General features: G+C 70.7%; 21 protein-coding genes. 13 read left to right on the top strand and 8 right to left on the bottom strand.

Translation table 11 applies throughout. The features are described from left to right. The first annotated feature begins 2 nt into the window (after window positions 1-2). Window positions 3-1,451 carry an NAD(P)H-quinone dehydrogenase gene (locus KJK29_RS12780; protein ID WP_215119026.1) on the top strand — a complete coding sequence of 483 codons (1,449 nt, stop codon included), beginning with the start codon at window positions 3-5 and terminating at the stop codon, window positions 1,449-1,451. Between the two features lie 177 nt (window positions 1,452-1,628). Beyond that, the gene (locus KJK29_RS12775) at window positions 1,629-2,612 is read left to right on the top strand and encodes a DeoR/GlpR family DNA-binding transcription regulator (protein WP_215119025.1); all 984 of its coding nucleotides are present in this window, start codon (window positions 1,629-1,631) and stop codon (window positions 2,610-2,612) included. Between the two features lie 204 nt (window positions 2,613-2,816). Here the strand turns inward: KJK29_RS12775 and KJK29_RS12770 are convergent, their stop codons facing one another. Further along, on the bottom strand, window positions 2,817-4,589 hold the full coding sequence (locus KJK29_RS12770) for an acetyl/propionyl/methylcrotonyl-CoA carboxylase subunit alpha (protein ID WP_215119024.1): 1,773 nt from the start codon (window positions 4,587-4,589) through the stop codon (window positions 2,817-2,819). Window positions 4,590-4,933: 344 nt separating this feature from the next. Between KJK29_RS12770 and KJK29_RS12765 the strand changes: the two genes are divergently transcribed. After that, the gene (locus KJK29_RS12765) at window positions 4,934-5,365 is read left to right on the top strand and encodes a hypothetical protein (RefSeq protein WP_215119022.1); all 432 of its coding nucleotides are present in this window, start codon (window positions 4,934-4,936) and stop codon (window positions 5,363-5,365) included. On the opposite strand, the gene KJK29_RS12760 is transcribed toward KJK29_RS12765, so the two are convergent. From KJK29_RS12760 to KJK29_RS12750, 4 genes are all read right to left on the bottom strand, one after another. Continuing rightward, the gene (locus tag KJK29_RS12760; protein WP_215119021.1) at window positions 5,334-5,954 is read right to left on the bottom strand and encodes a Maf family protein; all 621 of its coding nucleotides are present in this window, start codon (window positions 5,952-5,954) and stop codon (window positions 5,334-5,336) included. The genes KJK29_RS12765 and KJK29_RS12760 overlap by 32 nt on opposite strands. 27 nt (window positions 5,955-5,981) lie before the next feature. Next, complete coding sequence (gene mmpB, locus KJK29_RS39165; protein WP_255961279.1) at window positions 5,982-6,110, bottom strand: morphogenic membrane protein MmpB; 129 nt, start codon at window positions 6,108-6,110, stop codon at window positions 5,982-5,984. 76 nt (window positions 6,111-6,186) lie between these two features. Continuing rightward, entirely contained in the window at window positions 6,187-6,396 is a 210-nt protein-coding gene (locus KJK29_RS12755; protein ID WP_215119020.1) for an acyl-CoA carboxylase epsilon subunit, read from the bottom strand. Between the two features lie 25 nt (window positions 6,397-6,421). After that, on the bottom strand, window positions 6,422-8,026 hold the full coding sequence (locus tag KJK29_RS12750) for an acyl-CoA carboxylase subunit beta (protein ID WP_215119019.1): 1,605 nt from the start codon (window positions 8,024-8,026) through the stop codon (window positions 6,422-6,424). 110 nt (window positions 8,027-8,136) lie between these two features. Between KJK29_RS12750 and KJK29_RS12745 the strand changes: the two genes are divergently transcribed. Both KJK29_RS12745 and KJK29_RS12740 read left to right on the top strand, forming a co-directional pair. After that, window positions 8,137-9,012: a biotin--[acetyl-CoA-carboxylase] ligase gene (locus KJK29_RS12745; protein WP_215119017.1), complete on the top strand. Its 876-nt coding sequence runs from the start codon at window positions 8,137-8,139 to the stop codon at window positions 9,010-9,012. A gap of 177 nt (window positions 9,013-9,189) precedes the next feature. Continuing rightward, complete coding sequence (locus KJK29_RS12740; protein WP_215119015.1) at window positions 9,190-10,293, top strand: adenylate/guanylate cyclase domain-containing protein; 1,104 nt, start codon at window positions 9,190-9,192, stop codon at window positions 10,291-10,293. A 14-nt stretch (window positions 10,294-10,307) separates the two neighbouring features. Here KJK29_RS12740 and KJK29_RS12735 read toward each other — a convergent pair whose 3' ends face one another. Further along, the gene (locus tag KJK29_RS12735; RefSeq protein ID WP_251057770.1) at window positions 10,308-10,949 is read right to left on the bottom strand and encodes a hypothetical protein; all 642 of its coding nucleotides are present in this window, start codon (window positions 10,947-10,949) and stop codon (window positions 10,308-10,310) included. A gap of 217 nt (window positions 10,950-11,166) precedes the next feature. On the opposite strand from KJK29_RS12735, the gene KJK29_RS12730 reads away from it, so the two are divergent. From KJK29_RS12730 to hutH, 3 genes are all read left to right on the top strand, one after another. Further along, window positions 11,167-11,967, top strand: a complete 801-nt coding sequence (locus KJK29_RS12730) for an enoyl-CoA hydratase/isomerase family protein (protein ID WP_215119014.1) — start codon at window positions 11,167-11,169, stop codon at window positions 11,965-11,967. A gap of 206 nt (window positions 11,968-12,173) precedes the next feature. After that, a complete protein-coding gene (locus tag KJK29_RS12725; protein WP_215119007.1) occupies window positions 12,174-13,328 on the top strand; it encodes a GGDEF domain-containing protein in 1,155 nt (384 codons plus the stop codon). A gap of 102 nt (window positions 13,329-13,430) precedes the next feature. Then, window positions 13,431-14,969 carry a histidine ammonia-lyase gene (gene hutH, locus KJK29_RS12720; protein WP_215124248.1) on the top strand — a complete coding sequence of 513 codons (1,539 nt, stop codon included), beginning with the start codon at window positions 13,431-13,433 and terminating at the stop codon, window positions 14,967-14,969. 70 nt (window positions 14,970-15,039) lie between these two features. On the opposite strand, the gene KJK29_RS12715 is transcribed toward hutH, so the two are convergent. Further along, window positions 15,040-15,354: a hypothetical protein gene (locus KJK29_RS12715; protein ID WP_215119005.1), complete on the bottom strand. Its 315-nt coding sequence runs from the start codon at window positions 15,352-15,354 to the stop codon at window positions 15,040-15,042. Between the two features lie 109 nt (window positions 15,355-15,463). Between KJK29_RS12715 and KJK29_RS12710 the strand changes: the two genes are divergently transcribed. The 5 genes from KJK29_RS12710 to KJK29_RS12690 all read left to right on the top strand — a co-directional run bounded on the left by KJK29_RS12710 (window position 15,464) and on the right by KJK29_RS12690 (window position 23,161). Continuing rightward, window positions 15,464-15,793 (top strand): hypothetical protein, encoded by a 330-nt coding sequence (locus KJK29_RS12710; RefSeq protein ID WP_215119003.1) that lies wholly within the window; start codon window positions 15,464-15,466, stop codon window positions 15,791-15,793. 242 nt (window positions 15,794-16,035) lie between these two features. Next, the gene (locus KJK29_RS12705; RefSeq protein WP_215119002.1) at window positions 16,036-17,301 is read left to right on the top strand and encodes a L,D-transpeptidase; all 1,266 of its coding nucleotides are present in this window, start codon (window positions 16,036-16,038) and stop codon (window positions 17,299-17,301) included. Window positions 17,302-17,454: 153 nt separating this feature from the next. Then, entirely contained in the window at window positions 17,455-18,924 is a 1,470-nt protein-coding gene (locus KJK29_RS12700) for an ABC transporter permease (protein WP_215118994.1), read from the top strand. Between the two features lie 31 nt (window positions 18,925-18,955). Continuing rightward, a complete protein-coding gene (locus KJK29_RS12695) occupies window positions 18,956-19,639 on the top strand; it encodes an ABC transporter ATP-binding protein (RefSeq protein WP_215118992.1) in 684 nt (227 codons plus the stop codon). A gap of 207 nt (window positions 19,640-19,846) precedes the next feature. After that, window positions 19,847-23,161, top strand: a complete 3,315-nt coding sequence (locus KJK29_RS12690; protein ID WP_215124247.1) for a S8 family peptidase — start codon at window positions 19,847-19,849, stop codon at window positions 23,159-23,161. A gap of 78 nt (window positions 23,162-23,239) precedes the next feature. Here KJK29_RS12690 and KJK29_RS12685 read toward each other — a convergent pair whose 3' ends face one another. Further along, window positions 23,240-24,166 carry a helix-turn-helix domain-containing protein gene (locus KJK29_RS12685; RefSeq protein WP_215118990.1) on the bottom strand — a complete coding sequence of 309 codons (927 nt, stop codon included), beginning with the start codon at window positions 24,164-24,166 and terminating at the stop codon, window positions 23,240-23,242. Window positions 24,167-24,211 lie beyond the last annotated feature (45 nt).

Raw genomic sequence — 24,211 nt, 5'->3', positions numbered from 1 at the left:
CAATGGAGTACGTGACTCGGATCGTGATCATCGGTGGCGGACCCGGCGGATACGAAGCGGCGCTGGTGGCCGCTCAACTCGGCGCGGAGGTGACCGTCGTCGACTGCGACGGTCTGGGCGGGGCGTCGGTGCTCACCGACTGCGTGCCGTCGAAGACTCTGATCGCGACGGCCGAGGTGATGACCACCTTCGACTCGTCGTACGAGGAACTGGGCATCATCGTCGCCGACGACACCCCGCCCATGGAGCAGGCCGCCAAGGTGGTGGGCGTCGACCTGGGGAAGGTCAACCGGCGTGTGAAGCGGCTCGCGCTCGCCCAGTCGCACGACATCGCGGCCTCCGTGACGCGTGCCGGGGCGCGTGTCATGCGCGGGCGCGGGCGGCTGGAGGGCATGCAGGCGCTCGACGGGTCGCGGAAGGTCGTGGTGCGCGCCGCCGACGGGAGTGAAGAGACTCTTACGGCTGACGCGGTGCTCATCGCCACCGGTGGGCATCCGCGTGAGCTGCCCGATGCGCTCCCGGACGGTGAGCGGATCCTTAACTGGACCCAGGTGTACGACCTCAATGAGCTCCCCGAGGAGCTGATCGTGGTCGGGTCGGGTGTGACCGGTGCCGAGTTCGCGGGTGCCTACCAGGCGTTGGGTTCGCGGGTGACGCTCGTGTCGTCGCGGGACCGCGTGCTGCCGGGCGAGGACCCGGACGCGGCCGCCGTGCTGGAGGACGTCTTCCGGCGGCGCGGCATGAACGTCATGGGGCGTACCCGGGCGCAGTCCGCCAAGCGGGTCGGGGACCGGGTCGAGGTGACCCTCTCCGACGGGCGTGTCATCACCGGGTCGCACTGTCTGATGGCCGTCGGCGCCGTGCCCAACAGCGCGGGCATGGGGCTGGAGGACGCCGGTGTCCGGCTGCGCGAGTCCGGGCACATCTGGACCGACAAGGTGTCGCGTACGACCGCTCCGGGCGTGTATGCCGCCGGTGACGTGACCGGGGTGTTCGCCCTCGCGTCCGTGGCCGCCATGCAGGGGCGGATCGCGATGTACCACTTCCTCGGTGACGCCGTGGCGCCGCTGAACCTGAAGACCGTCTCGTCGAACGTCTTCACCGACCCGGAGATCGCCACCGTCGGCTACACCCAGGCCGATGTCGACGGTGGGAAGATCGACGCCCGCGTCGTGAAGCTGCCGCTGCTGCGCAACCCGCGCGCCAAGATGCAGGGCATCCGCGACGGCTTCGTCAAGATCTTCTGCCGGCCCGGCACCGGGATCGTGGTCGGCGGTGTCGTCGTGGCGCCGCGGGCCTCGGAGCTGATCCACCCGATCTCGATCGCGGTCGACAACAATCTGACCGTCGAGCAGATCGCGAACGCCTTCACCGTCTATCCCTCGCTGTCGGGCTCGATCGCCGAGGTGGCACGGCAGTTGCACACGCGCAAGGAGACCGGCGAGGGCTAGGGCAGGCCCTGAGGCCGAAACCGGCTCCTCCCTGGTCACGGGGAGTATTCGACCGTGCGTACGGCATAGGCGGCGGGACTAGGCTCTATACCACTTCGTGCTGCTCGGTGCGAACATCTTCTGCTATTCAGCGCAAACTGCTGAAAGCAGACGGTCGCTGGCGTTACTGTCAGTTTCGTGTTCGCTGCAGAACGTCGCCAATTGATCCTCGAAATGGTGCGAGCGAACGGGGCCGTGTCGCTCCGTGAGCTCGCCCGCGTCGTCCAGACCTCCGAAGTGACCGTACGGCGGGACGTGCGCGCGCTGGAGGCAGAAGGACTCCTCGACCGCCGGCACGGCGGTGCGGTACTGCCGGGCGGTTTCACGCGGGAGTCCGGCTTTCCGCAGAAATCCCATCTCGCGACCGCCGAGAAGACCGCCATCGCCGACCTCGCCGCGAACCTCGTGGAAGAGGGCGAGGCGATCGTGGTCGGGGCGGGTACGACGACCCAGGAGCTGGCGCGCCGGCTCGCCCGGGTGCCCGGACTGACCGTCGTCACCAACTCGCTGCTGGTGGCACAGGCATTGGCCCATGCCAACCGGGTCGAGGTCGTGATGACCGGCGGTACGCTCCGCGGTTCGAACTACGCCCTCGTCGGCAGTGGTGCCGAGCAGTCCCTGCACGGGCTGCGGGTGTCTCGGGCCTTCCTGTCCGGGAGCGGTCTGACCGCCGAGCGTGGGCTGTCCACGTCCAACATGCTGTCGGCGTCCGTCGACCGGGCGTTGGTGCAGGCCGCCGCGGAGGTGGTGGTGCTCGCCGACCATACGAAGCTCGGGACGGACACCATGTTCCAGACCGTGCCTACGGATCTCATCACCCGGCTGGTGACCGATGAGCCGCCCGCGCATGACGATCGGGCGGGTACGGAGCTTCAGGCCCTCGCCGATCAGGGTGTGCAGATCGCTGTGGCCGGGGGGCAAGGGGGGTCGGCCGGGGTGGCCGGGCCGGGGGGTGATCCTGCTTCGGCGCGGCAGCAGCGGCGGGATGTGCCGTTGCCCGGGCCTCGGCGGCAGGTGCCGGGGGCGGGGGGTGGGGGGTTGCGGTCTGCTTCCGCCGCGATGTTGGGGGAGCAGGGGCCTGGGGCTGAGCGGGCTCGGGTGGCGGATCTGCGGCGGCGGTAGGGAGCCGGGCAGGTCGGTCCAGTTGCTGTGGTGTGTCGGGCACCGGCGTTGTTGCTGGGGCCGGGTGGGGCCGCAACCCGGCGGAGCGGGGTGCCGCTGCGCCCACCCGTGCCGCCCCTAGCGGCACGCATGCCCGCAGCTCAGCCACCGACATGAGTCGGGCGGGCAGGTGCTTGTGCGCCTGCCCGCCCGACTCGTGTTGTCTCAGTCCTTGATTTCGCAGATCGCCGCGCCGGACGTGACCGAGGCGCCGATTTCCGCGCTCAGGGCCTTGATCGTGCCGGACCTGTGGGCGTTGAGGGGCTGTTCCATCTTCATGGCTTCCAGGACGACGACCAGGTCGCCTTCCTTGACCTCCTGGCCCTCCTCGACGGCCACCTTGACGATGGTGCCCTGCATGGGGGAGGCGAGGGTGTCGCCGGAGGCGACGGGGCCCGACTTCTTCGCCGCGCGGCGCTTGGGCTTGGCGCCCGCCGCCAGGCCCGTGCGGGCCAGGGACATGCCCAGCGAGGCCGGCAGGGAGACCTCCAGGCGCTTGCCGCCGACCTCGACGACGACCGTCTCGCGGTCCAGTTCCTCGTCCGCCTCGGTGTCGGCCGACGCGGCGAAGGGCTTGATCTCGTTGACGAACTCCGTCTCGATCCAGCGGGTGTGGACCGTGAACGGGTCGGACGAGCCGGTGAGCTCGGGGGCGAACGCCGGGTCCTTCACCACCGTGCGGTGGAACGGGATCGCCGTGGCCATGCCCTCGACCTGGAACTCCTCCAGCGCGCGGGACGCCCGCTCCAGGGCCTCCTTGCGCGTGCGGCCGGTGACGATCAGCTTGGCCAGCAGGGAGTCCCACGCCGGGCCGATGACCGAGCCGGACTCCACGCCCGCGTCCAGGCGGACACCGGGACCGGCCGGCGGGTCGAACTTCGTGACCGAGCCGGGCGCCGGGAGGAAGTTGCGGCCCGGGTCCTCGCCGTTGATGCGGAACTCGAAGGAGTGACCGCGCAGCACCGGGTCGTCGTAGCCGAGGACCTCGCCGTCGGCGATGCGGAACATCTCGCGGACGAGGTCGATGCCGGCGACCTCCTCGGTGACCGGGTGCTCCACCTGGAGACGGGTGTTGACCTCCAGGAAGGAGATCGTGCCGTCGAGGCCGACGAGGAACTCGACCGTGCCGGCGCCGACGTAGCCGGCCTCCTTCAGGATCGCCTTGGAGGACGAGTACAGCTCCTCCACCTGCGCGTCGGACAGGAAGGGCGCGGGAGCCTCCTCCACCAGCTTCTGGTGCCGGCGCTGGAGGGAGCAGTCACGGGTGGAGACCACGACGACGTTGCCGTGCTGGTCGGCCAGGCACTGGGTCTCCACGTGCCGAGGCTTGTCCAGGTAGCGCTCGACGAAGCACTCGCCACGGCCGAATGCGGCGACCGCCTCGCGCACCGCCGAGTCGTACAGCTCGGGCACCTCTTCGAGCGTGCGCGCGACCTTCAGGCCGCGGCCGCCGCCGCCGAAGGCCGCCTTGATGGCGATCGGCAGACCGTGCTGCTCGGCGAAGGCGACGACCTCGTCGGCACCGGAGACCGGGTCGGGCGTGCCCGCCACCAGCGGGGCGCCCGCGCGCTGCGCGATGTGCCGGGCGGCGACCTTGTCACCGAGGTCGCGGATCGCCTGCGGGGGCGGGCCGATCCAGATCAGATCCGCGTCCAGCACCGCCTGGGCGAAGTCCGCGTTCTCGGAGAGAAAGCCGTACCCGGGGTGGATGGCGTCCGCGCCCGATTCCCGCGCGGCCTTGAGCACCTTCTCGATGTCGAGGTAGCTGGTGCCCGGAGTGTCACCGCCCAGGGCGAACGCCTCATCCGCGGCGCGGACATGCAGAGCGTCCCGATCCGGGTCGGCGTAGACGGCCACGCTCGCGATGCCGGCATCCCGGCAGGCCCGGGCCACACGGACAGCGATTTCGCCACGGTTGGCGATGAGCACCTTGCGCACGATGAGGCTCCCTCCTTGAAACAAGCCGAGTTTAGGGACTGCCGACACGGCACTTCGACCCGTCCCCAGTGGTGAGCTTGCCCACACGGAGCGTGATGCGAGGCTCGATCGACCCGCGAAATCCCTTGTCGCACCGCGGTACGCAGCACTCCTGCGGGAAACCCTAGCCGTCCCCTGTGGTCAAGGTCTCTGTCATCACGTGCTGCGGGCCACTCCGTTTCTTTGTGGAGTCCCTACGAATGGCCCAATGATTCTTTGCCCGCCCCGGAACCCTTGTCCCAGGGTTTACCAGTCAGTAGCGTTCGCGATGTCTCGAACGTACTAGGGGTAAGAGGGTGGGCCCGGTGGTGCGCAGGCCGGTGGCGTGGGTCGTGGCGGTGGTGCTGTTCGGCGAGGCGTTCGGCATCGCCGGGCTGAACTGGTTTCTCGGGGTCGTCGTCGACCGGCAGGACATGTCCCTGGCCGGGCTCGACCCGCACATGATGTCGGTGTCGTCGAAGATCGGCGGGGTCGCCTTCGGCCTCTACTTCGCGCTGTGCGGCCTGGTCGCCCTGCTCGTGGCGCTGCGCAACCGCCCCCCGGCGGGCCTCGGGCGGGTGCTGCTGATCAGCGCGGCGGTCGTGCACGGGCTGCTGGGCGCCTTCACCTGGGGGCTGGTCGGCTGGCCCGCGTTCCTGTTCATGATGCTGGTGCTGGGCCTGATCGTCCTGCTGCTGATGACCTACGACCGCGTGGCCGAGCCGGTCACCGCTCCGCCGGCGCCCACAACTCCGTGATGCCCACGCCCAGGTCGGCGAGGAGCCGCCGGACCAGGGGCAGGCTGATGCCGATCACGTTGCCGTGGTCGCCGTCGATGCCGTTGATGAACGGGGCCGAGCGGCCGTCCAGGGTGAAGGCACCGGCGACGTAGAGGGGTTCGCCGGAGGCGACGTAGGAGGCGATCTCCTCGTCCGTGGGGTCGCCGAAGTGGACGACCGTGGACGCGGTGGCGGAGACATAGCGGCCGGTGAGCGTGTCGTAGACGCAGTGGCCGGTCTGCAGGGTGCCAGCGCGGCCGCGCATCGACTTCCAGCGGGCCGTGGCCTCCTCGGCGTCCGCGGGCTTGCCGAGGGCCTGGCCGTCCAGGTCGAGCACCGAGTCGCAGCCGATCACCAGCGCGCCCTTGACCTCCGGGCGGGCCGCCACGACGGAGGCCTTCGCCTCGGCGAGGGCGAGTGCCAGCTCGGCGGGGGTGGGGGCGGTGACGGCGTCCTCGTCGACGCCGCTCACGATCACCTCGGGGGTGAGTCCGGCCTGGCGGAGCAGTCCGAGCCGGGCGGGGGACTGGGAGGCGAGGACGAGTCGCCTGCGGTGCTCATCGGTCATGCCGTCAGGTTAGTGCGCGAGGGGGACTCACCTCACGCCGATCACCAGCATGGCCACGAACATGGCCAACGCCATGAGAACGCCCAGCCGCCGAAGCATGTCCTGCATGTCGCGCAGTTCTTTTGGCGGTTCATTCTCGGGGTCGGACCACAGCATGAGTCCAGCGTGCGGCTCGGCAGGGCGGGGCGCCTGAGTAGGCGTACTCAAATCGGCGCCCCGCCTTGTCGAGCGATCAGGCCGGCCAGTAGGTCCTGCCCCAGGCCGTCGGGCCCGGCTGGGGCAGGCGGTGGGACGCGATGCGGGACGGGTCGGACCAGGAGTCGCGGGCGGCCGGTGCGCCGGGCGGGTCCTCTGTCGCCGCCGCGGCGCGGGCCCTGACCACCGCCAGTGCGGCGGCCAGCTCCTCCGGGGTCGGGTTGCCCCGTACGACCTTGATCGTCATGTGGGCCTCCTGGGCTCGCTGAGGGCTAGAGGGGGATGTTGCCGTGCTTCTTCGGAGGCAGGGATTCCCGCTTCGTGCGCAGTTGACGCAGACCCCGTACGACATGGCAGCGGGTGTCGGACGGCATGATCACCGCGTCGACGTAGCCGCGCTCGGCCGCGACGTAGGGGTTGAGCAGGGCGTCCTCGTACTCCTGGATCAGCCGGGCGCGGACCGCCTCGAGATCGTCGCCGTTGGCCTCCGCCTCCGCGATCGTGCGGCGGTGCAGGATGTTGACCGCGCCCTGGGCGCCCATGACGGCGATCTGGGCGGTGGGCCAGGCGAGGTTGAGGTCGGCGCCCAGGTGCTTGGAGCCCATGACGTCGTAGGCGCCGCCGAAGGCCTTGCGCGTGATGATCGTGATGAGCGGGACGGTGGCCTCGGCGTAGGCGTAGATCAGCTTGGCGCCGCGGCGGATGATGCCGTCGTGCTCCTGGTCGACGCCGGGCAGGAAGCCGGGGACGTCCACGAAGGTGATGACCGGGACGTTGAAGGCGTCGCAGGTGCGCACGAAGCGGGCCGCCTTCTCGGAGGCCGTGATGTCGAGACAGCCGGCGAACTGCATCGGCTGGTTGGCGACGATGCCGACGGGGTGTCCCTCGACCCGGCCGAAGCCGGTGACGATGTTCGGCGCGTACAGCGGCTGCGTCTCGAAGAACTCGGCGTCGTCCAGGATGTGCTCGATCACCGCGTGCATGTCGTACGGCTGGTTCGCGCTGTCCGGGACGATGACGTCCAGCTCGCGGTCCTCGTCGGTGATCTCGAGGTCGGCCTCCTCCGCGAACACCGGCGGCTCGGAGAGGTTGTTGGACGGCAGGTACGACAGCAGCTGCTTGACGTACTCGATGGCGTCCTTCTCGTCGCCGGCCATGTGGTGGGCCACGCCCGAGGTCGCGTTGTGGGTGCGGGCGCCGCCCAGCTCCTCGAAGCCGACGTCCTCGCCGGTGACCGTCTTGATGACGTCGGGGCCGGTGATGAACATGTGCGAGGTCTGGTCGACCATGACCGTGAAGTCGGTGATGGCCGGGGAGTACACGGCTCCGCCCGCGCACGGGCCCACCACCAGGCTGATCTGCGGGATGACACCCGAGGCGTGGGTGTTGCGGCGGAAGATCTCGCCGTAGGCGCCGAGCGAGGCGACGCCCTCCTGGATCCTGGCTCCGCCGGAGTCGTTGATGCCGATGACCGGGCAACCGGTCTTCAGCGCGAAGTCCATGACCTTGACGATCTTCTGGCCGTAGACCTCGCCGAGCGCCCCGCCGAAGACCGTGAAGTCCTGCGAGAAGACGGCGACCGGGCGGCCGTCGACGGTGCCGTACCCGGTGACGACGCCGTCGCCGTACGGGCGGTTCTGGTCCAGACCGAAGTTGGTGGACCGGTGCCGGGCGAACTCGTCCAGCTCGACGAAGGAGGCTTCGTCCAGGAGGAGTTCGATCCGCTCACGGGCCGTCAGCTTGCCCTTGGCGTGCTGCTTTTCGACGGCGCGTGCGGAGCCGGCGTGCGTCGCTTCCTCGATACGGCGCTGGAGATCCGCGAGCTTGCCCGCGGTCGTGTGAATGTCAGGCTGCTGCAGCTCTTCCGGCTCGGACATCGGGATGCGGCTCCCTGCCTGCTCAAAAGGGGGGACGGTTACTCATCCGTAGAGTAGTGCGGTGCCCTCGGGTCGGCAGTGCGGCGTTTACCACACCTAGTGTGGCTTGCATGACGCCGCGAGATGCAGCAGAGCCGCAAGAGCCGAACGGCAGCCGTTGGTCGGATCTGGACCGTCCGCCCCTCAATGTCACCGCCCTGCGCCGGGGGCTGGTGCGGGAGGGAGGGCTGTGGTCCGAGGTGGACGTGGTGCAGCGCACCGGCTCCACCAACTCCGACCTCGTGGACCGGGCGGCGAAGGGGGAGGCCGTCGAGGGGGCGGTGCTCGTCGCCGAGGAGCAGACGGCCGGGCGCGGGCGCCTGGACCGGCAGTGGACGGCGCCGCCGCGGTCGGGCCTGTTCTTCTCCGTGCTGCTCACGCCGAGCGAGGTGCCGGTGGCGCGGTGGGGGTGGCTGCCGCTGCTCACGGGCGTGGCGGTGGCTACGGGGCTGTCGCGGGCGGCGGGTGTCGACACGGCCCTGAAGTGGCCGAACGACGTGCTGGTCACGGTCCGGGGAGAGGAGCGCAAGGCCGGGGGGATCCTCGCCGAGCGGGCCGGTGACGACGGGGTCGTGATCGGGGTCGGCATCAATGTCTCGCTGAAGGAGAAGGAGCTGCCGGTGCCGACGGCGGGGTCGGTGGGGCTGGCCGGATCGGTGAGCACGGATCGGGATCCGCTGCTGCGGGGTGTGCTTCGGTCCCTGGAGGAGTGGTACGGGAAGTGGCGTGCGGCCGGGGGTGACCCCGAGGTGAGCGGGCTGCAGAAGGCGTACGCGGCGTCGTGCGCGACGCTCGGGCGGACCGTGCGGGCGGAGCTGCCCGGGGATCGGGGCGTCGTGGGGGAGGCCGTGGCTGTGGATGGGGACGGGCGGTTGGTGCTGGCTACGGAGGAGGGGGTGCAGGAGCCGGTGGGAGCGGGGGACATCGTGCACCTGAGGCCGGCTTGAGCTGGGGGCAGGGCGTTGCGCAACCCGGCGCGACGGGGTGCCGCTGCGCCCACCCGTGCCGCCCCTGGCGGCACGCATGCCCGCAGCGGGGTGCCTGACGGAGTGAGCTGGCGCACACCTGCCGTAGAGTTGAGGCCGGTCGATACATGACCGTGACAGATCGGAAGGGCAGCACGCGTGACCGTCGAAGACCCGGATTCCGGTACGGACGCGCAGGGCGCCGACCCCGGCGAGGACCCGCTGGCCCTGCGCCTCGAAGGGCTCATTCTGGGGGCCGAGCGCCGGTACACCCCGTTTCAGGCGGCCCGTAGCGCCGGTGTCTCCATGGAGCTGGCCTCCCGCTTCTGGCGGGCGATGGGCTTCGCGGACATCGGGCAGGCCAAGGCCCTCACCGAGGCGGACGTCCTCGCCCTGCGGCGCCTCGCCGGTCTCGTCGAGGCGGGGCTGCTGAGCGAGGCGATGGCCGTACAGGTGGCCCGTTCCACCGGGCAGACCACCGCACGGCTCGCCGAGTGGCAGATCGACTCGTTCCTGGAGGGGCTGACCGAGCCGCCCGAGCCGGGCATGACCCGTACCGAGGTGACGTACCCGATCGTCGAGCTGCTCCTGCCCGAGCTGGAGGAGTTCCTCGTCTACGTCTGGCGGCGTCAGCTCGCCGCCTCGGCCGGACGGGTCGTGCAGGCCGCCGACGACGAGGAGATGGTCGACCGGCGTCTCGCCGTCGGCTTCGCGGACCTGGTCGGCTTCACCCGGCTCACCCGCCGCATGGAGGAGGAGGAGCTCGGCGAGCTGGTCGAGGCCTTCGAGACCACGGCCGCCGACCTGGTGGCCGCGAACGGCGGACGGCTGATCAAGACCCTCGGCGACGAGGTGCTGTACGCCGCCGACGACGCGGGCATCGCCGCCGAGATCGCCCTGCGGCTGATCGAGACCATGGCGCACGACGAGACGATGCCGGAGCTGCGCGTCGGCATGGCGTTCGGCACCGTCACCACCCGAATGGGCGATGTGTTCGGTACGACCGTGAATCTGGCCTCCCGGCTCACCTCGATAGCTCCGAAGGACGCCGTCCTCGTCGACACCGCCTTCGCCGAGGAGCTGATCCGCACGCAGGACGCGCCGTCCTCCGAGGCGGAGGCGGCCGAGGAGGCCGTCGCGGCGGAGAAGGAGGGCGAGGAGCCTCCGGAGTACCGGTTCGCGCTGCAGCCGATGTGGCAGCGGCCCGTGCGTGGGCTGGGCGTCGTGGAGCCGTGGCTGCTCACCCGGCGGGACCTGGGCTGAGCTGACGGGGGCGGTCAGCCGGGGCGGCCCGGTGTGTCCACGCACAGGCCGATGATCGGCACGCACAGGCCGGGGTCGTCGTCCGGTTTCTTCGGTTTCTTCGGTTTCTCGGGGTCGGGCGCCGGGGCGGGCGTGGTCCGGCTCGGTGGAGCGGGCGTGGCCGGGGCCGGGCGTGGGGCGTCGCCCTGGGTGGCCGGTGCCGGGGTGTTCGGTGCGTCGGGGATGGTCGTGGGCTTGTGAGCGGCGGTCGTGGTGGCGCTTCGGGTGTCGGCCGGGGCGGTCGGGGCCGGGCGTGCGCCCCGGGTGGCCGGGGACGGGGTCAGGCCGCCCAGGGCCGTGGGTGACGAGGGGCTGACCTCGGGGGTGGCGGCCGGGAAGGTCGCGGCGGTGTCGGCGGTCCGGTCCGTGTCCGTGCCGGTGGTGACCGGGTCCGGGCTGGGTCCGGCCTCGACGGTGCCGACGCCGTCGGGGCTCGGGCCGGAGGTCAGGCGTACGAGGCTCAGGGCGCCGGCGGCCAGGGCGAGGCCGCCCGCGGCGAGCAGGGCCTTGGGGGAGCGGGGCTTGCGGTGGCGGCCTCGGACGCGGGGGGCGAAGAGGCCGGTTTCCGTCGCCCCGGTGTCCCGCTGTGGCCTCGTCGGCGTGTTCGTCGTCCTCATCACGGTTCCTCCCGCTGCGCACGCGCCCCCTGTGCGCCATTGGCGGACGCACGCTATGCGCTCCCTTGGGCGGTCGGGCCGGAATTGAGGTGATGTCACTCGAACGGGTGGGCGGGTGATCGCGTGGGAACCGGTCGCGTCCGCTCTTTCGTGCGGGGGGTGCGGCTGCGATGATCGGGGCGCTGAGGTTGTTAACCCGCGTTAACCGGAGGGTGTCATGAGTGAGGAACGGTTCGGGGACTTCGTGCTGGTGCGGCGGCATGAGCAGGGGCGTGTCGCGGAGCTCGTCCTCGACCGGCCCAAGGCTATGAACGCCGTGTCGACCGAGATGGCGCGGTCCGTCGCCGGGGCGTGTGCGGCGCTGGGGGAGGACCGGGACGTACGGGTGGTCGTACTGACCTCGACGCATGAGCGGGCGTTCTGCGTGGGGGCCGATCTGAAGGAGCGGAACTCCTTCAGCGACGCGGATCTGGTGCGGCAGCGGCCGGTGACGCGTGGGGCGTACACCGGGGTGCTGGAGGTGCCGGTGCCGACGGTGGCGGCGGTGCACGGGTTCGCGCTGGGGGGTGGGTTCGAGCTGGCGCTCGCCTGTGACGTGATCGTGGCGGACCGTACGGCGGTGGTGGGGCTGCCGGAGGTGTCGGTGGGGGTGATTCCCGGGGGTGGGGGCACGCAGCTGCTGCCGCGTCGGGTGGGGGCTGCTCGGGCGGCTGAGCTGATCTTCTCCGCGCGGCGGGTGGAGGCCGTGGAGGCGGGCGAGTTGGGGCTGGTCGATCAGGTGGTGGAGGAGGGGCGGGACCGGGAGGTGGCGTTGGAGCTGGCGTCTCGGATCGCGGGGAATTCGCCGGTGGGGTTGCGGGCGGCGAAGCGGGCGTTGCGGTTGGGGCAGGGGTTGGATCTGCGGGCGGGGCTTGAGGTGGAGGACGCGGCGTGGAGGGCTGTGGCGTTTTCCGGGGACCGGGCGGAGGGTGTCGCGGCGTTCAACGAGAAGCGGAAGCCGGAGTGGCCGGGGGAGTGAGCTGGGGTTTGTTGTCCGGTGCTCGGGGTTGGGGCTGGGGGCGGGTGGGTCCGCAGCCCGGCGTAGCGGGGTGCCGCCTGCGCCCACCCGTGCCGCCCTTAGCGGCACGCATGCCCGCAGACGAGGCGGGGCGCGCCCGCAGCTAAAGGCTCCCCGTTCGCGTCGTCTACCGGACAGATTGGCTGAAAAGTCCCTAGCCTGGAGTGATGGGTGAGGACAGACGGCTGCTGGCCGTCGTCGCGTTGGCTCAGGGGATGGCGGCCGCGCACGGGTCGCGTGAGGCGTGGCGTGCGGCGGCTGCCGGGGCGTGCCGGGCGCTGGGCGGGAGTTTCGCCGCGCTGTCGGTGTGGGAGCGGGAACTCGGGCGGCTGAAAGTCCTCGTGAACGTGGGGGCGCTCGCCGACGGGGAGGAGGAGTTCCCCGAGGACGAGGCCTATCCGGTGCACCAGTTCGCGGAGATCACCGAGTTCCTGCACGAGCGGTGGGCGGCCGGGGGTGGGGAGCCCGACGCGTGGGTGGAGACCGCCGAGGGGCCCGCCGCCGGGCGGCGCCCCGGGTACTGCCATCAGCGCGTCGCGGCTCTGCGCCGCCGGGGCCGCGGCTGCTGCGTGGTCGCGCCGATCGTGCTGCACGGGCGGGCCTGGGGCGAGCTGTATGTCGCCCGGCCGGCCGGTGAGGCCGTCTTCGCGCGGGCCGACGCCGATTTCGCCACCGTCCTGGCCTCCGTCGTCGCCGCCGGCATCGCCCAGACCGAGCGGCTGGAGGAGGCCCGGCGGCTCGCGTTCACCGACGCGCTGACGGGACTCGCCAACCGCCGTGCCGTGGACGTACGCCTGGAGCAGGCCATCGAGCGACACCGCAGGGACGGCGTGGTCGTCAGCCTCGTCGTCTGCGATCTGAACGGGCTCAAGCAGGTCAACGACACCCATGGGCACGCCGTCGGCGACCGGCTCCTGGAGCGGTTCGGCTCGGTGCTGTCGCTGTGCGGGGCCATGCTGCCGGGGGCGCTCGCGGCACGGCTCGGCGGGGACGAGTTCTGTCTGCTCGCGGTCGGGCCGCCCGCCGACCAGGTGGTGAAGGCGGCCGGTGAACTGTGCCGCCGGGCGTCCGAGTTGGAACTCGGGGAGGGCGTGGCCTGCGGGGTCGCCTCCACGGAGGACCCGATCGGGCCCGTACGCTCCGCGCGGCGGCTGTTCCGGCTCGCGGACGCGGCCCAGTACCGGGCCAAGGCCGAGCGGGCCGCGCGGCCGGTGGTCGCGGGCCGGGCCGGGCCCGACGACCCCGTCATGCGGCTGGCGGACGAGCCGTCCAAGGGGGCCGACGGGGAGCGCCGGCGCTTCCGCGGACGGCACGCGCCGTAGCCGTCGGGGAGCGGCCCGGGGGTGTGACGTATCGGTAAGGGGCGGAGCCCGTCCCCAGTGGTGACATCATCGAATTCACTGCGTACGCTCCTGAATATGGATATGCACACTGTGGTGGTGGGGACGTCCGGCGTGACCGCGTCCGACGTGCTCGCCGTGGCGCGTGCCGGAGCCCGCGTCGAGCTCTCCGGGGAGGCGGTGGCCGCCCTCGCCGCGGCCCGCGAGATCGTCGAGGCGCTGGCGGCCAAGCCGGACCCCGTGTACGGCGTGAGCACCGGCTTCGGGGCCCTGGCGACCCGGCACATCAGCCCCGAGCTGCGCGCACAGCTCCAGCGCAACATCGTCCGCTCGCACGCCGCCGGGATGGGGCCGAGGGTGGAGCGGGAGGTCGTGCGCGCCCTGATGTTCCTGCGGCTGAAGACCGTCTGCTCCGGGCGCACGGGCGTACGGCCCGAGGTCGCGCAGACCATGGCCGACCTCCTCAACGCCGGGATCACCCCGGTCGTGCACGAGTACGGCTCCCTCGGCTGCTCCGGCGACCTCGCGCCGCTGTCCCACTGCGCCCTCGCGCTGATGGGCGAGGGCGACGCCGAGGGCCCCGACGGTGTCGTACGCCCGGCCGCCGAACTCCTCGCCGCGCACGGCATCCAGCCGGTCGAACTGCGTGAGAAGGAGGGCCTCGCCCTCCTCAACGGCACCGACGGCATGCTCGGCATGCTGGTCATGGCCCTGGCCGACCTGGACACGCTCTACCGGTCCGCCGACATCACGGCCGCCCTGTCGATGGAGGCCCTGCTCGGCACCGACCGGGTCCTCGCCCCCGAACTGCACGCCATCCGGCCGCACCCGGGGCAGGCCGCCAGTGCCGCCAACATGCTGGCCGTGCTGAAGGGTTCGGGCCTGACCGGGCACCACCAGGACGACGCCCCGCGCGTCCAGGACGCCTACTCGGTGCGCTGCGCCCCGCAGGTCGCCGGGGCCGGGCGGGACACCATGGCCCACGCCCGGCTGGTCGCCGACCGCGAGCTGGCCTCGGCGGTGGACAACCCGGTGGTGCTGCCCGACGGACGGGTGGAGTCCAACGGCAACTTCCACGGGGCGCCCGTCGCCTACGTCCTGGACTTCCTCGCCATCGCCGCCGCCGACCTCGGCTCCATCGCCGAGCGGCGCACCGACCGGCTGCTCGACAAGAACCGCAGCCACGGCCTGCCGCCGTTCCTCGCCGACGACGCCGGTGTGGACTCGGGCCTGATGATCGCTCAGTACACGCAGGCCGCGCTGGTGAGCGAGCTGAAGCGGCTCGCCGTACCGGCGTCCGCCGACTCGATCCCGTCCTCCGCGATGCAGGAGGACCATGTCTCGATGGGCTGGTCGGCGGCGCGCAAGCTGCGCACGGCCGTCGACAACCTCACCCGGGTCCTCGCCGTCGAGCTGTACGCCGCCACCCGCGCCGTCGAACTGCGCGAGGGCCTGACGCCCGCGCCCGCGACACGGGCGGTCCTCGACGCCGTACGGGAAGCGGGAGTTCAGGGCCCCGGTCCGGACCGGTTCCTGGCGCCCGACCTGGCCGCCGCGGACGCCTTCGTGCGCGACGGGCGGCTGCTCGCCGCTGTGGAGACGGTCACCGGGCCGCTCCAGTAGTACGACGAACGCGGCCGGGGCCTTGCCGGGTGGCAGGGCCCCGGGGCGGTCGCCCTTGCGCCAAGTGCGCTCAGAAGCCGAGCCGTTCCCGGCGGACCGAGTAGGCGACGAAGCCCGCGCCCAGCATGAGGAACATCGTGCCGCCGGCCACGTAGGGGGTGCTGTCGAAGCTGCCCGTGTCGGCGAGGCGGGTGTCCGTGACGGTGTTGCCCGCGGTCGTGGCCGCGATCCGCGCCTGCTCTGTGACCTGCGGCGACGGGGTCGCCGAGACCGCGTCTCTCACCGGGGAGTCCGACGTCGCGTTGGCGGACGGGACGAACCACAGGGCCCCCAGCAGGGACGCCGCGGCGGTGGCGGTCAGCAACGGACGGCGAGCGGATGACACGGAATATCGATCCCCTTGTGGCACTGGCGAATTGGCCGTGTGGGGTGATGTTAGTAAAAGGCGCGGGTCACGGGAAAGTCACGGGAGGCCCCGGACGTACGCTCCCGCCATGAGCACTCCTGAGGAATCACGTTTTGTGCGGGTTCGGGTGGAACTCGTTCTGGAGGTCGGCGACGCGGACGCGGTCACCAAGTCCGCGCTGCGCCGGATCGCCGACGACGCCGAGTTGCCGGCGTCGGAACGGGTACACGCCGAGAGCGCTGTGACGGAAGACACCGCTGAGGCCCTCGCGTACCTCGTGGACCCGTTCGACCTGGTCAGCCAGGTTCCGGGGGTCGAACTCCAGCAGGCCTCCTGGAGCAGCGAGAGGATCGAGTACGACCCCGATTCGCCGGAGTGGGACTACGACGAGGATGATGAAGACGACAACCTCGGCTGAGGCTGCCCGGAAAAACATCGACCCCGGGCGGCAACCGCCGCCCGGGGTCTTCTCGTCTCAAACGGGGGACGTGACGCACCTGGCGCATGTGGTGGACGTGGTGATCCCCACACTTGTGCGCCATGGGGAACCGGACGAACCGGTCGTAGCGTTGAAAGGTCTCGACGAGGACTCACGAGTCCGCGCGGGGGCACTTGGTCTTTGACGGGGACACACTCGGGGTCTTGGGGAAATCGGCAACGATGGAGAAGCGTGTGATAACGGTCAGTAAGCGGCGCAAGGGCCTGGCGGTCGCGTCCGCACTGCTCGGAGGAGTGCTGGCGCTCTCGGCCTGTACCGGCGGCGACGACAACGCCTCCGGGAGTGACGGCGGCGACAGCTCCCAGTCGAAGGTCGACGAGGCCGCGGCGAAGAAGACCTCCGCGGCCCAGATCAAGATCACGCCCGAGGACGGCTCCGACAACGCCTCCATCAACAACTCCGCCGCCGTCACCGTCAGCAAGGGCACGCTCACGGACGTCACGATGACGACGTCCGACGGCAAGGAGGTCGGTGGCGAGATATCCGCCGACAAGAAGAGCTGGAAGCCCAGCGCCCAGCTGGAGCGCTCCACGAACTACAAGCTCTCCGCCGAGGCGAAGGACTCCGACGGCCGGGTCGCCCACGAGAACGCCTCCTTCACCACGGTCTCCCCGGCCAACAGCTTCATCGGCAACTTCACGCCGGACGACGGCACCACCGTCGGCGTCGGCATGCCGGTCTCGATCAACTTCGACAAGGCGATCACCAACAAGGCCGCCGTCCAGAAGGGCATCAAGGTCAGCACGACCGGCGGCCAGGAGGTCGCCTGCCACTGGTTCAACGCCAACCGCATGGACTGCCGCCCCGACGAGTACTGGAAGGAAGGCTCCACCGTCACGCTGAAGCTCGACCTCGACGGCGTCGAGGGCGCCAAGGGTGTCTACGGCGTCCAGCAGAAGACGGTCACCTTCAAGATCGGCCGCAACCAGGTCTCGTACGTCGACGCGAAGACCAAGCAGATGAAGATCACGCAGGACGGCAAGACCGTGCGGACCATCCCGATCTCCGCCGGCTCGCCCGAGAACAAGACCTACGAGGGCATCATGGTGATGTCCGAGAAGTTCAAGGAGACGCGCATGAACGGCGCGACCGTGGGCTTCACGGACGACGACGGCAAGGGCGAGTACGACATCAAGGACGTGCCGCACGCCATCCGCCTCTCCGCCAGCGGCACCTTCCTCCACGGCAACTACTGGGGCGCGAAGTCCATCTTCGGCAGCGCGAACACCAGCCACGGCTGCGTCGGCCTCCAGGACGTGAAGGGCGCCGACGACCCGAAGACGCCGGGCGCGTGGTTCTACAACAACTCGATCCTCGGTGACGTGGTCGTCGTCCAGAACACCGGCGACAAGACGGTCGCGCCGGACAACGGCCTCAACGGCTGGAACATGAGCTGGGCCGACTGGAAGGCCGGTTCCGCCGTCTGACGGTCCGCCTGCTCCGGCAGCTCCTGAACGGAAGCCGCCGCCCGCCCTGGAAACAGGGACGGACGGCGGCTTCCGTCGTTTCTCCCGGCTCTTCTCATCCACCTCTTATGCGTGGCTCAAGTCCTCATCACAGACCGTCCCTAGCTTGCGGCCATGTTCTTCACCTATCTGAGGCGCGAGCTGCGCCGCCGCAGAAAGGCGGCCCTCGTCGTCGCCTCAGGCCTCGCGCTGGGTATCGCGCTGGTCATCGTCGTCACCTCCGTGTCCGCCGGCATGAGCAAGGCCCAGGACAAGGTCCTCCAGTCCCTCTACGGGCTGGGCACGGACATGACCGTCACCAAGGCCGCCGCACCGCCCGGCAGCGGCTCCGAGCGGCCGCGCTTCCGCTTCGACGCCCAGGACGACGACTCCGGCGGTGAGCAGAGCAGCGACCGCGTCATGGTGCAGGGCCTCCAGACGCTGGCGGGCTCGACCGTGGGCAAGGTCGACGCGCAGAGCGGGGTCGCGGACGCGGTGGGCGGGCTGAGCCTCCAGGTCGTCAAGGTCAGCGGCGAGTTCACGCGCGGCCGGTTCCAGCAGGGCGAGAGCGGAGGACAGGAAGGCGGCGGGCAGGAAGGCGGCCGGGGCGGCGGCCTCGGGGGAGCCCAGCCGTCCCCGCAGGGCCGGGTCGAGGGCGGCGGCGCCGACTTCGACGTCAACAGCTACTCCGTCTACGGCACGGACGTCACCAAGCCGGCCCTCGGCCCGCTGACCTCCTCCAAGATCACCAGCGGCCGTACGTTCAAGACGAGCGAGACCGACGCCAAGGTCGCCGTCGCGGACGCGGCGTACGCCAAGGAGAAGAAGCTCAAGGCGGGGTCCACGGTCACCGTCAAGGGCACGAAGTTCCAGGTCGTCGGCATCGCCACGGCCGACAGCGGGGACGCGGCCGCCAACCTCTACATCCCGCTGAGGCGCGCGCAGACGCTGGCCGACGCGAAGGACAAGGTCACCACGATCTATGTCAAGGCGACCGACTCGCAGCGCATCGACTCCGTCAAGGCGGCCCTGCAGAAGAACATCTCCGGTACGACGGTGACGACCTCCGCCGACCTCGCTGACACGGTGTCCGGCTCACTGTCCACGGCGTCCTCGCTGGCAGCGAGCGTCGGCAAGTGGCTGTCGGTCGTGGTGCTCGTGGCCGCGTTCCTGGTCGCGGGCCTGCTCACGTCCTCGGCGGTCTCCCGTCGCGTCCGCGAGTTCGGCACGCTCAAGGCGCTGGGCTGGAAGTCGGGGCGGGTGACCCGTCAGGTGGTGGGCGAGGCGGTCGTCAACGGGCTGGTGGGCGGGGTGCTGGGCATCGCGCTGGGGCTGGCGGGGGCGTATGCGGTGACCGCTGTCAGCCCGACGCTTCAGGCGCAGTTGGGCTCCGGGGGCGGTGAGGGCCTCAGAGGCGGCTTCGGCGGACCCGGCCGCCAGGCCGCGACGAAGACCCTCGACGTCGCCCTCACCGCACCGGTCGCCCTGACGACGATCGCGCTGGCGGTGGGGCTGGCGGTGGCGGGCGGTCTGATCGCCGGTGCGTTCGGCGGCTGGAGGGCTTCACGACTCCGACCCGCTGACGCTCTACGCCGAGTCGAGTAGCCGACCGACCAACCCATCCAGGAGCCACACCATGTACGAACTAAAAGCAGTCACCAAGCACTACACCCGAGCCAAAGACACCGTCCAAGCCCTCGACGGCATAGACCTCACCATCCCCGACGGCGACCGACTGGTCATCCAGGGCCCCACCGGCGGCGGAAAGTCCACCCTGCTCCAAATGCTCGGCGCCCTGGACCGCCCCACCTCCGGCGAGATCATCCTGGACGGCACGGACCTCGCCGCGCTCCCGGAGGCGAGACTCACCCGGGTGAGAAGCGAAAGCATCGGCTTCGTCTTCCAGTCCTTCAACCTGATCCCGACGCTCACCGCACAGGAGAACGTGGAGACGGCCCTCGTCCCCCTCGGCATGAAGCCGAAGCAGCGCCGCGAACGGGCCGCGGAGGCCCTGGAATCGGTCGGCCTCGGCGAACGCCTCGCGCATCTGCCCGGCGAGATGTCCGGCGGTCAGCAGCAGCGCGTCGCCATCGCCCGGGCCCTCGTGAAGCAGCCGAAGGTGCTGCTCGCCGACGAACCCACCGGAAACCTGGACGAGTCGACGCGCGATGAGATCATGGACGTGCTGATCCGCATGTGGAAGGAGCTCGGGCTCACCTTCGTGATGGTCACCCACGACTCGGCCCTCGCGAAGCAGGCCCCGCGCGTGGCGACCATCCGCAAGGGGCGGATCACCGTCCAGGAGAACGCGCGGGCGTAACCATGCGGTCCTGTAACGGAGTTCCGGCGGCCGTGTAACAGTCAGCCGACGGATTTCTTACCTTCCTCTCATCTATTGAGCACCTGATCACCCCTCGGCATACTGCGTATTCCGGGGGGTGTACGTCCATGCGTACGAGATGACCCCCGGCCGGGTGAACGGGGAATTCACCTGGCTCTTCTGCAAGGGGGACTCTTGCGCAGACAAATGAAAAAGGCGTGCGTGGCCACGGTCGCCACCGCGGCGGCCGTGGCCCTGGCGGCGGGTATGACCAGCCCGGCGTCGGCGAACGGCGAGCAGACGGCCGCAGCCTCCAAGCCCACCTCGCTAACCGCCAAGCAGCGCGTCACGCTGATCACCGGTGACCGGGTCGTCCTGGACGCCAAGGGGCGCGTGGTCGGTCTGGAGCGGGCCAAGGGCCGCGAGGACATTCCTGTCCAGATCCGCAGGCTCGACGGCCACACCCTCGTGATCCCCGCCGACGCGGCCCGCCTGGTCGCCACCGGCAAGCTCGACCAGCGGCTCTTCGATGTCACCGAGCTCAACAAGTCCGCGACCCGCAAGGCCCAGAAGAAGGGCCTGAAGGTCATCGTCGGCTACCGGGGCAGCGCCGCGGCGGCCAAGGCCGACGTCCGCGACGCGGGCACCCTGAGCCACTCGCTGAAGTCCGTGAACGCGGACGCGGTGCAGGCGCCCAAGGAGGACACGCCCGACCTGTGGGACGCGGTCACCAACGGCGACAAGACCGCCTCCGGCATCGCGCACGTCTGGCTCGACGGCGTCCGCAAGGCCAGCCTCGACAAGTCCGTCGCGCAGATCGGCACCCCCAAGGCGTGGTCGGCCGGCTTCGACGGCAAGGGCGTGAAGATCGCCGTCCTGGACACCGGTGTCGACGCCACCCACGCCGATCTCAAGGGCCAGGTGATCGGCGCCAAGAACTTCACCACCTCGCCCGACACCACCGACAAGGTCGGCCACGGCACGCACGTCGCCTCGATCGCGGCGGGCACCGGCGCGAAGTCGGGCGGCAAGTACAAGGGCGTCGCGCCCGGCGCGAAGATCCTCAACGGCAAGGTGCTCGACGACGGCGGATTCGGCAGCGACTCCGAGGTCCTCGCCGGCATCGAGTGGGCGGCCGCCGAGGGCGCCGACGTCGTCAACATGAGCCTGGGCGGCGGCGACACGCCCGCGATCGACCCGCTGGAAGCGGCGGTGAACAAGCTGTCCGAGGAGAAGGGCATCCTGTTCGCCATAGCCGCCGGCAACGAGGGCGAGCTCGGCGACCAGACCATCGGCTCCCCGGGCAGCGCCGCCGCGGCCCTGACCGTCGGCGCCGTCGACGACAAGGACGTGCTGGCCGACTTCTCCAGCCGCGGCCCCGGCATGGACGGCGCCCTCAAGCCCGACGTGACCGCGCCCGGCGTGGACATCACCGCGGCCTCCGCCCCGGGCAACCAGATAGCCCAGGAGGTCGGCGAGAACCCGGCCGGCTACATGTCCATCTCCGGTACGTCGATGGCGACCCCGCATGTCGCGGGCGCGGCGGCGATCCTGAAGCAGCAGCACCCGACGTGGAAGTACTCCGAGCTGAAGGGCGCCCTCACCGGCTCCACCAAGGGCGGCAAGTACACCCCGTTCGAGCAGGGTTCGGGCCGTATCCAGGTCGACAAGGCCATCACGCAGTCCGTGATAGGCGAGCCGGGCTCGGTGAGCTTCGGCCTCCAGCAGTGGCCGCACACCGACGACAAGCCGGTCACCAAGGAGCTGACGTACCGCAACCTCGGTACGAAGGACGTCACGCTGAAGCTGACGTCGACCGCCACCAACCCCAAGGGCCAGGCCGCCCCGGCCGGCTTCTTCACGCTCGGCGCCACCTCGGTGACCGTCCCGGCCGGCGGCAAGGCCTCCGTCCCCTTCACGGTGAACACCAAGCTGGGCGGCACCGTCGACGGCGCGTACTCGTCGTACGTGACGGCGACCGGCGGCGGCCAGAGTGTCCGCACGGCCGCGGCCGTGCAGCGCGAGGTCGAGTCCTACGACGTCACGCTGAAGTTCCTCGACCGTGACGGCAAGCCCGCCTCGAACTACAACGCCGACCTGGCCGGTCTCTCCGGCCTGGGCACCGGCAAGTTCTTCACGCCGTACGACGCGGACGGCACCGTCACCGCCCGGGTGCCCAAGGGCGGTTACGTCCTCAACACGAGCCTCTACGCGGGCGACGACCCGGAGAAGTTCGAGGGCGCCGACTGGCTGGCCCAGCCCAAGCTGAACGTCGCCAAGGGCACCACGATCACGCTGGACGCCCGCAAGGCCAAGCCGGTGGACATCACCGTCCCGGACGCCGCCGCCAAGTCGGAGTTCGCCTCGGCCGACTACACGGTGGAGGCGGGGGACTCCAGCTTCGGCTTCGGCTGGTGGCTGGACTCGTACGCCGGCTTCCGCACCGCGCACGTCGGCCCGCAGGTCACCGACGGTTCGGTGACCCAGCAGTGGGACGCCCACTGGAGCAAGGGCGCCAAGGAGCAGTACGACGTCACCGGCGGCGGTCCGGTCAAGCAGCTCGCCACCGGCTACACCAAGCACTACAAGGCGAGCGAGCTCGCCACGGTGAAGGCGGGCCTCGGTGCCGCGGCGAGCGGCAAGAAGGGCTCGATCAACGCGGTGGGCTGGCTGCCGTGGAGCAGCGGCGCCTCCTCGATCGGCTTCGAGCAGACCCTGCCGGGCACGCGGACGCTGCACCTGTCCACCCTGGGCGGTGTGAAGTGGGACCTCGAGTTCGCCCAGAGCGGCGGCGTCGACGCCGACGGCTTCCCGATCTACGAGGCCGGCTACTCGCTGGAGGGCCAGAAGTTCACCGGCGGCAAGAGCTACTCGAAGACGTTCAACACCGCTGTCTTCGGGCCGCGCATCAGCGCCGGCTTCGGCCTGTTCCGTGACGGCAACCAGATCCACGGCTCCCTGCCGCTGTTCGCCGACAGCAAGGGCAACCCGGGCTCCTCGCTGTTCACCTCGGTGGACACGACCCTGTACCGCAACGGCACCAAGGTCGGCAGCAACGACGACCCGCTGTTCGGCGGTGAGGCGTTCAAGGTCCCGGCCGGCGACGCCGAGTACAAGCTGACGACGTCGGTCAAGCGCAGCGTCAAGGTCGCGGCGGCCTCCACCCGCATCGACGCCAGCTGGACGTTCCGCTCGAAGAAGACCACTGACCTCAAGCAGCTGCCCGCCTCCACGGCCCGCTTCGGCGCGACCACCGGTCTGGACAGCAAGGTCCCGGCCGGCAAGACCGTCAAGGTCCCGGTCACCGTCGAGGGCGCGGCCAAGGGCAGCAACCTGAAGTCGCTGTCGGTGTACGTGTCGTACGACTACGGCAAGACCTGGAAGAAGCTCACGGTCAAGGACGGCAAGGTCAGCGTCAAGAACCCGGAGAAGGGGAAGGCCATCTCCTTCCACGCCAAGATCGCCGACAAGAAGGGCAACAAGTCGACGGTCTCGATCTACAACGCGTACTACGGCAAGTGAGTACCCGTTAGCGAACGGCCCGTCGGAAGCCTCGGTTTCCGGCGGGCCGTTCGTGTGGGCGGCGGGCGTTCGCGTGTGTCAGGCCGGTGGGGCCGTGCTCCCGGCCCCCGCCCGGGTCGCGTCCGCGCCCCAGCTCGCCAGCAGGCGCAGGGCCTGGGCCGAGGGGGTGTCCGGTTCCGCGTGGTACGTGATCAGGGACTGCTCGGCCTCGTCGACCAGGCGGAACGTCTCGAAGGACAGGGTCAGATCGCCGACCAGCGGGTGCCGCAGCCGCTTGACGCCGAAGCTCTTCTCCTTGACGTCGTGCGCCGCCCACAGCCGGCGGAACTCCTCGCTCTTCACGGAGAGCTCGCCCACCAGGGCGGACAGCCGCGGGTCGTCCGGGTGGCGGCCCGCGTCCATGCGCAGATAGCCGACCATGTCCTGCGCCTTCCGGTCCCACTCGACGAACAGGTCGTGGTACTCGGGCCGCAGGAACACCAGCCGCGCCCAGTTCCGCTCCGGCGCCGGCAGCTCCGCCCAGTCGCCGAAGAGGGCCGCGGCCATCCGGTTCCACGCCAGGATGTCCGAGCGGCGCCCCACGATGTACGCCGGGACGGTCTCGATCGAGTCCAGCAGATGCCGCAGCGTCGGCCGCACCTGCTGGGTGCGCGCCACCGGCTTCTTCTTGTGCTGCTTCGGCTTCGCCAGGTGCGTCAGATGGGCGTGCTCGGCGTCGCTCAGCCGCAGGGCCCGTGCGATCGCGTCCAGCACCTCCGCCGAGACGTTGCGCCCGTTGCCCTGCTCCAGCCGTGTGTAGTACGCCACGGAGACCCCGGCCAGCTGCGCCAGCTCCTCGCGGCGCAGCCCGGGCACGCGCCGCCGTCCGAAGTCGGGCAGCCCCACGTCCTCCGGCTTCAGCCGGGCCCGCCGGGTGCGCAGGAACTCACTGAGCTCGGCACGCCGGTCCAGGCCCCCGCCGGACTGCGCTGCGGGCTCCTGTGCGGATTCGGGCTGTTCGTCCATGCCCTCCAGTATTCACGGTCGTACGCACACGAGCCTGACCCCGCC

The sequence above is a fragment of the Streptomyces koelreuteriae genome, assembly GCF_018604545.1.
GTDB lineage: Bacteria > Actinomycetota > Actinomycetes > Streptomycetales > Streptomycetaceae > Streptomyces > Streptomyces koelreuteriae.
Note: the sequence above shows the minus strand (reverse complement) of the source record. Positions and strands in the feature narration are given on the sequence as shown.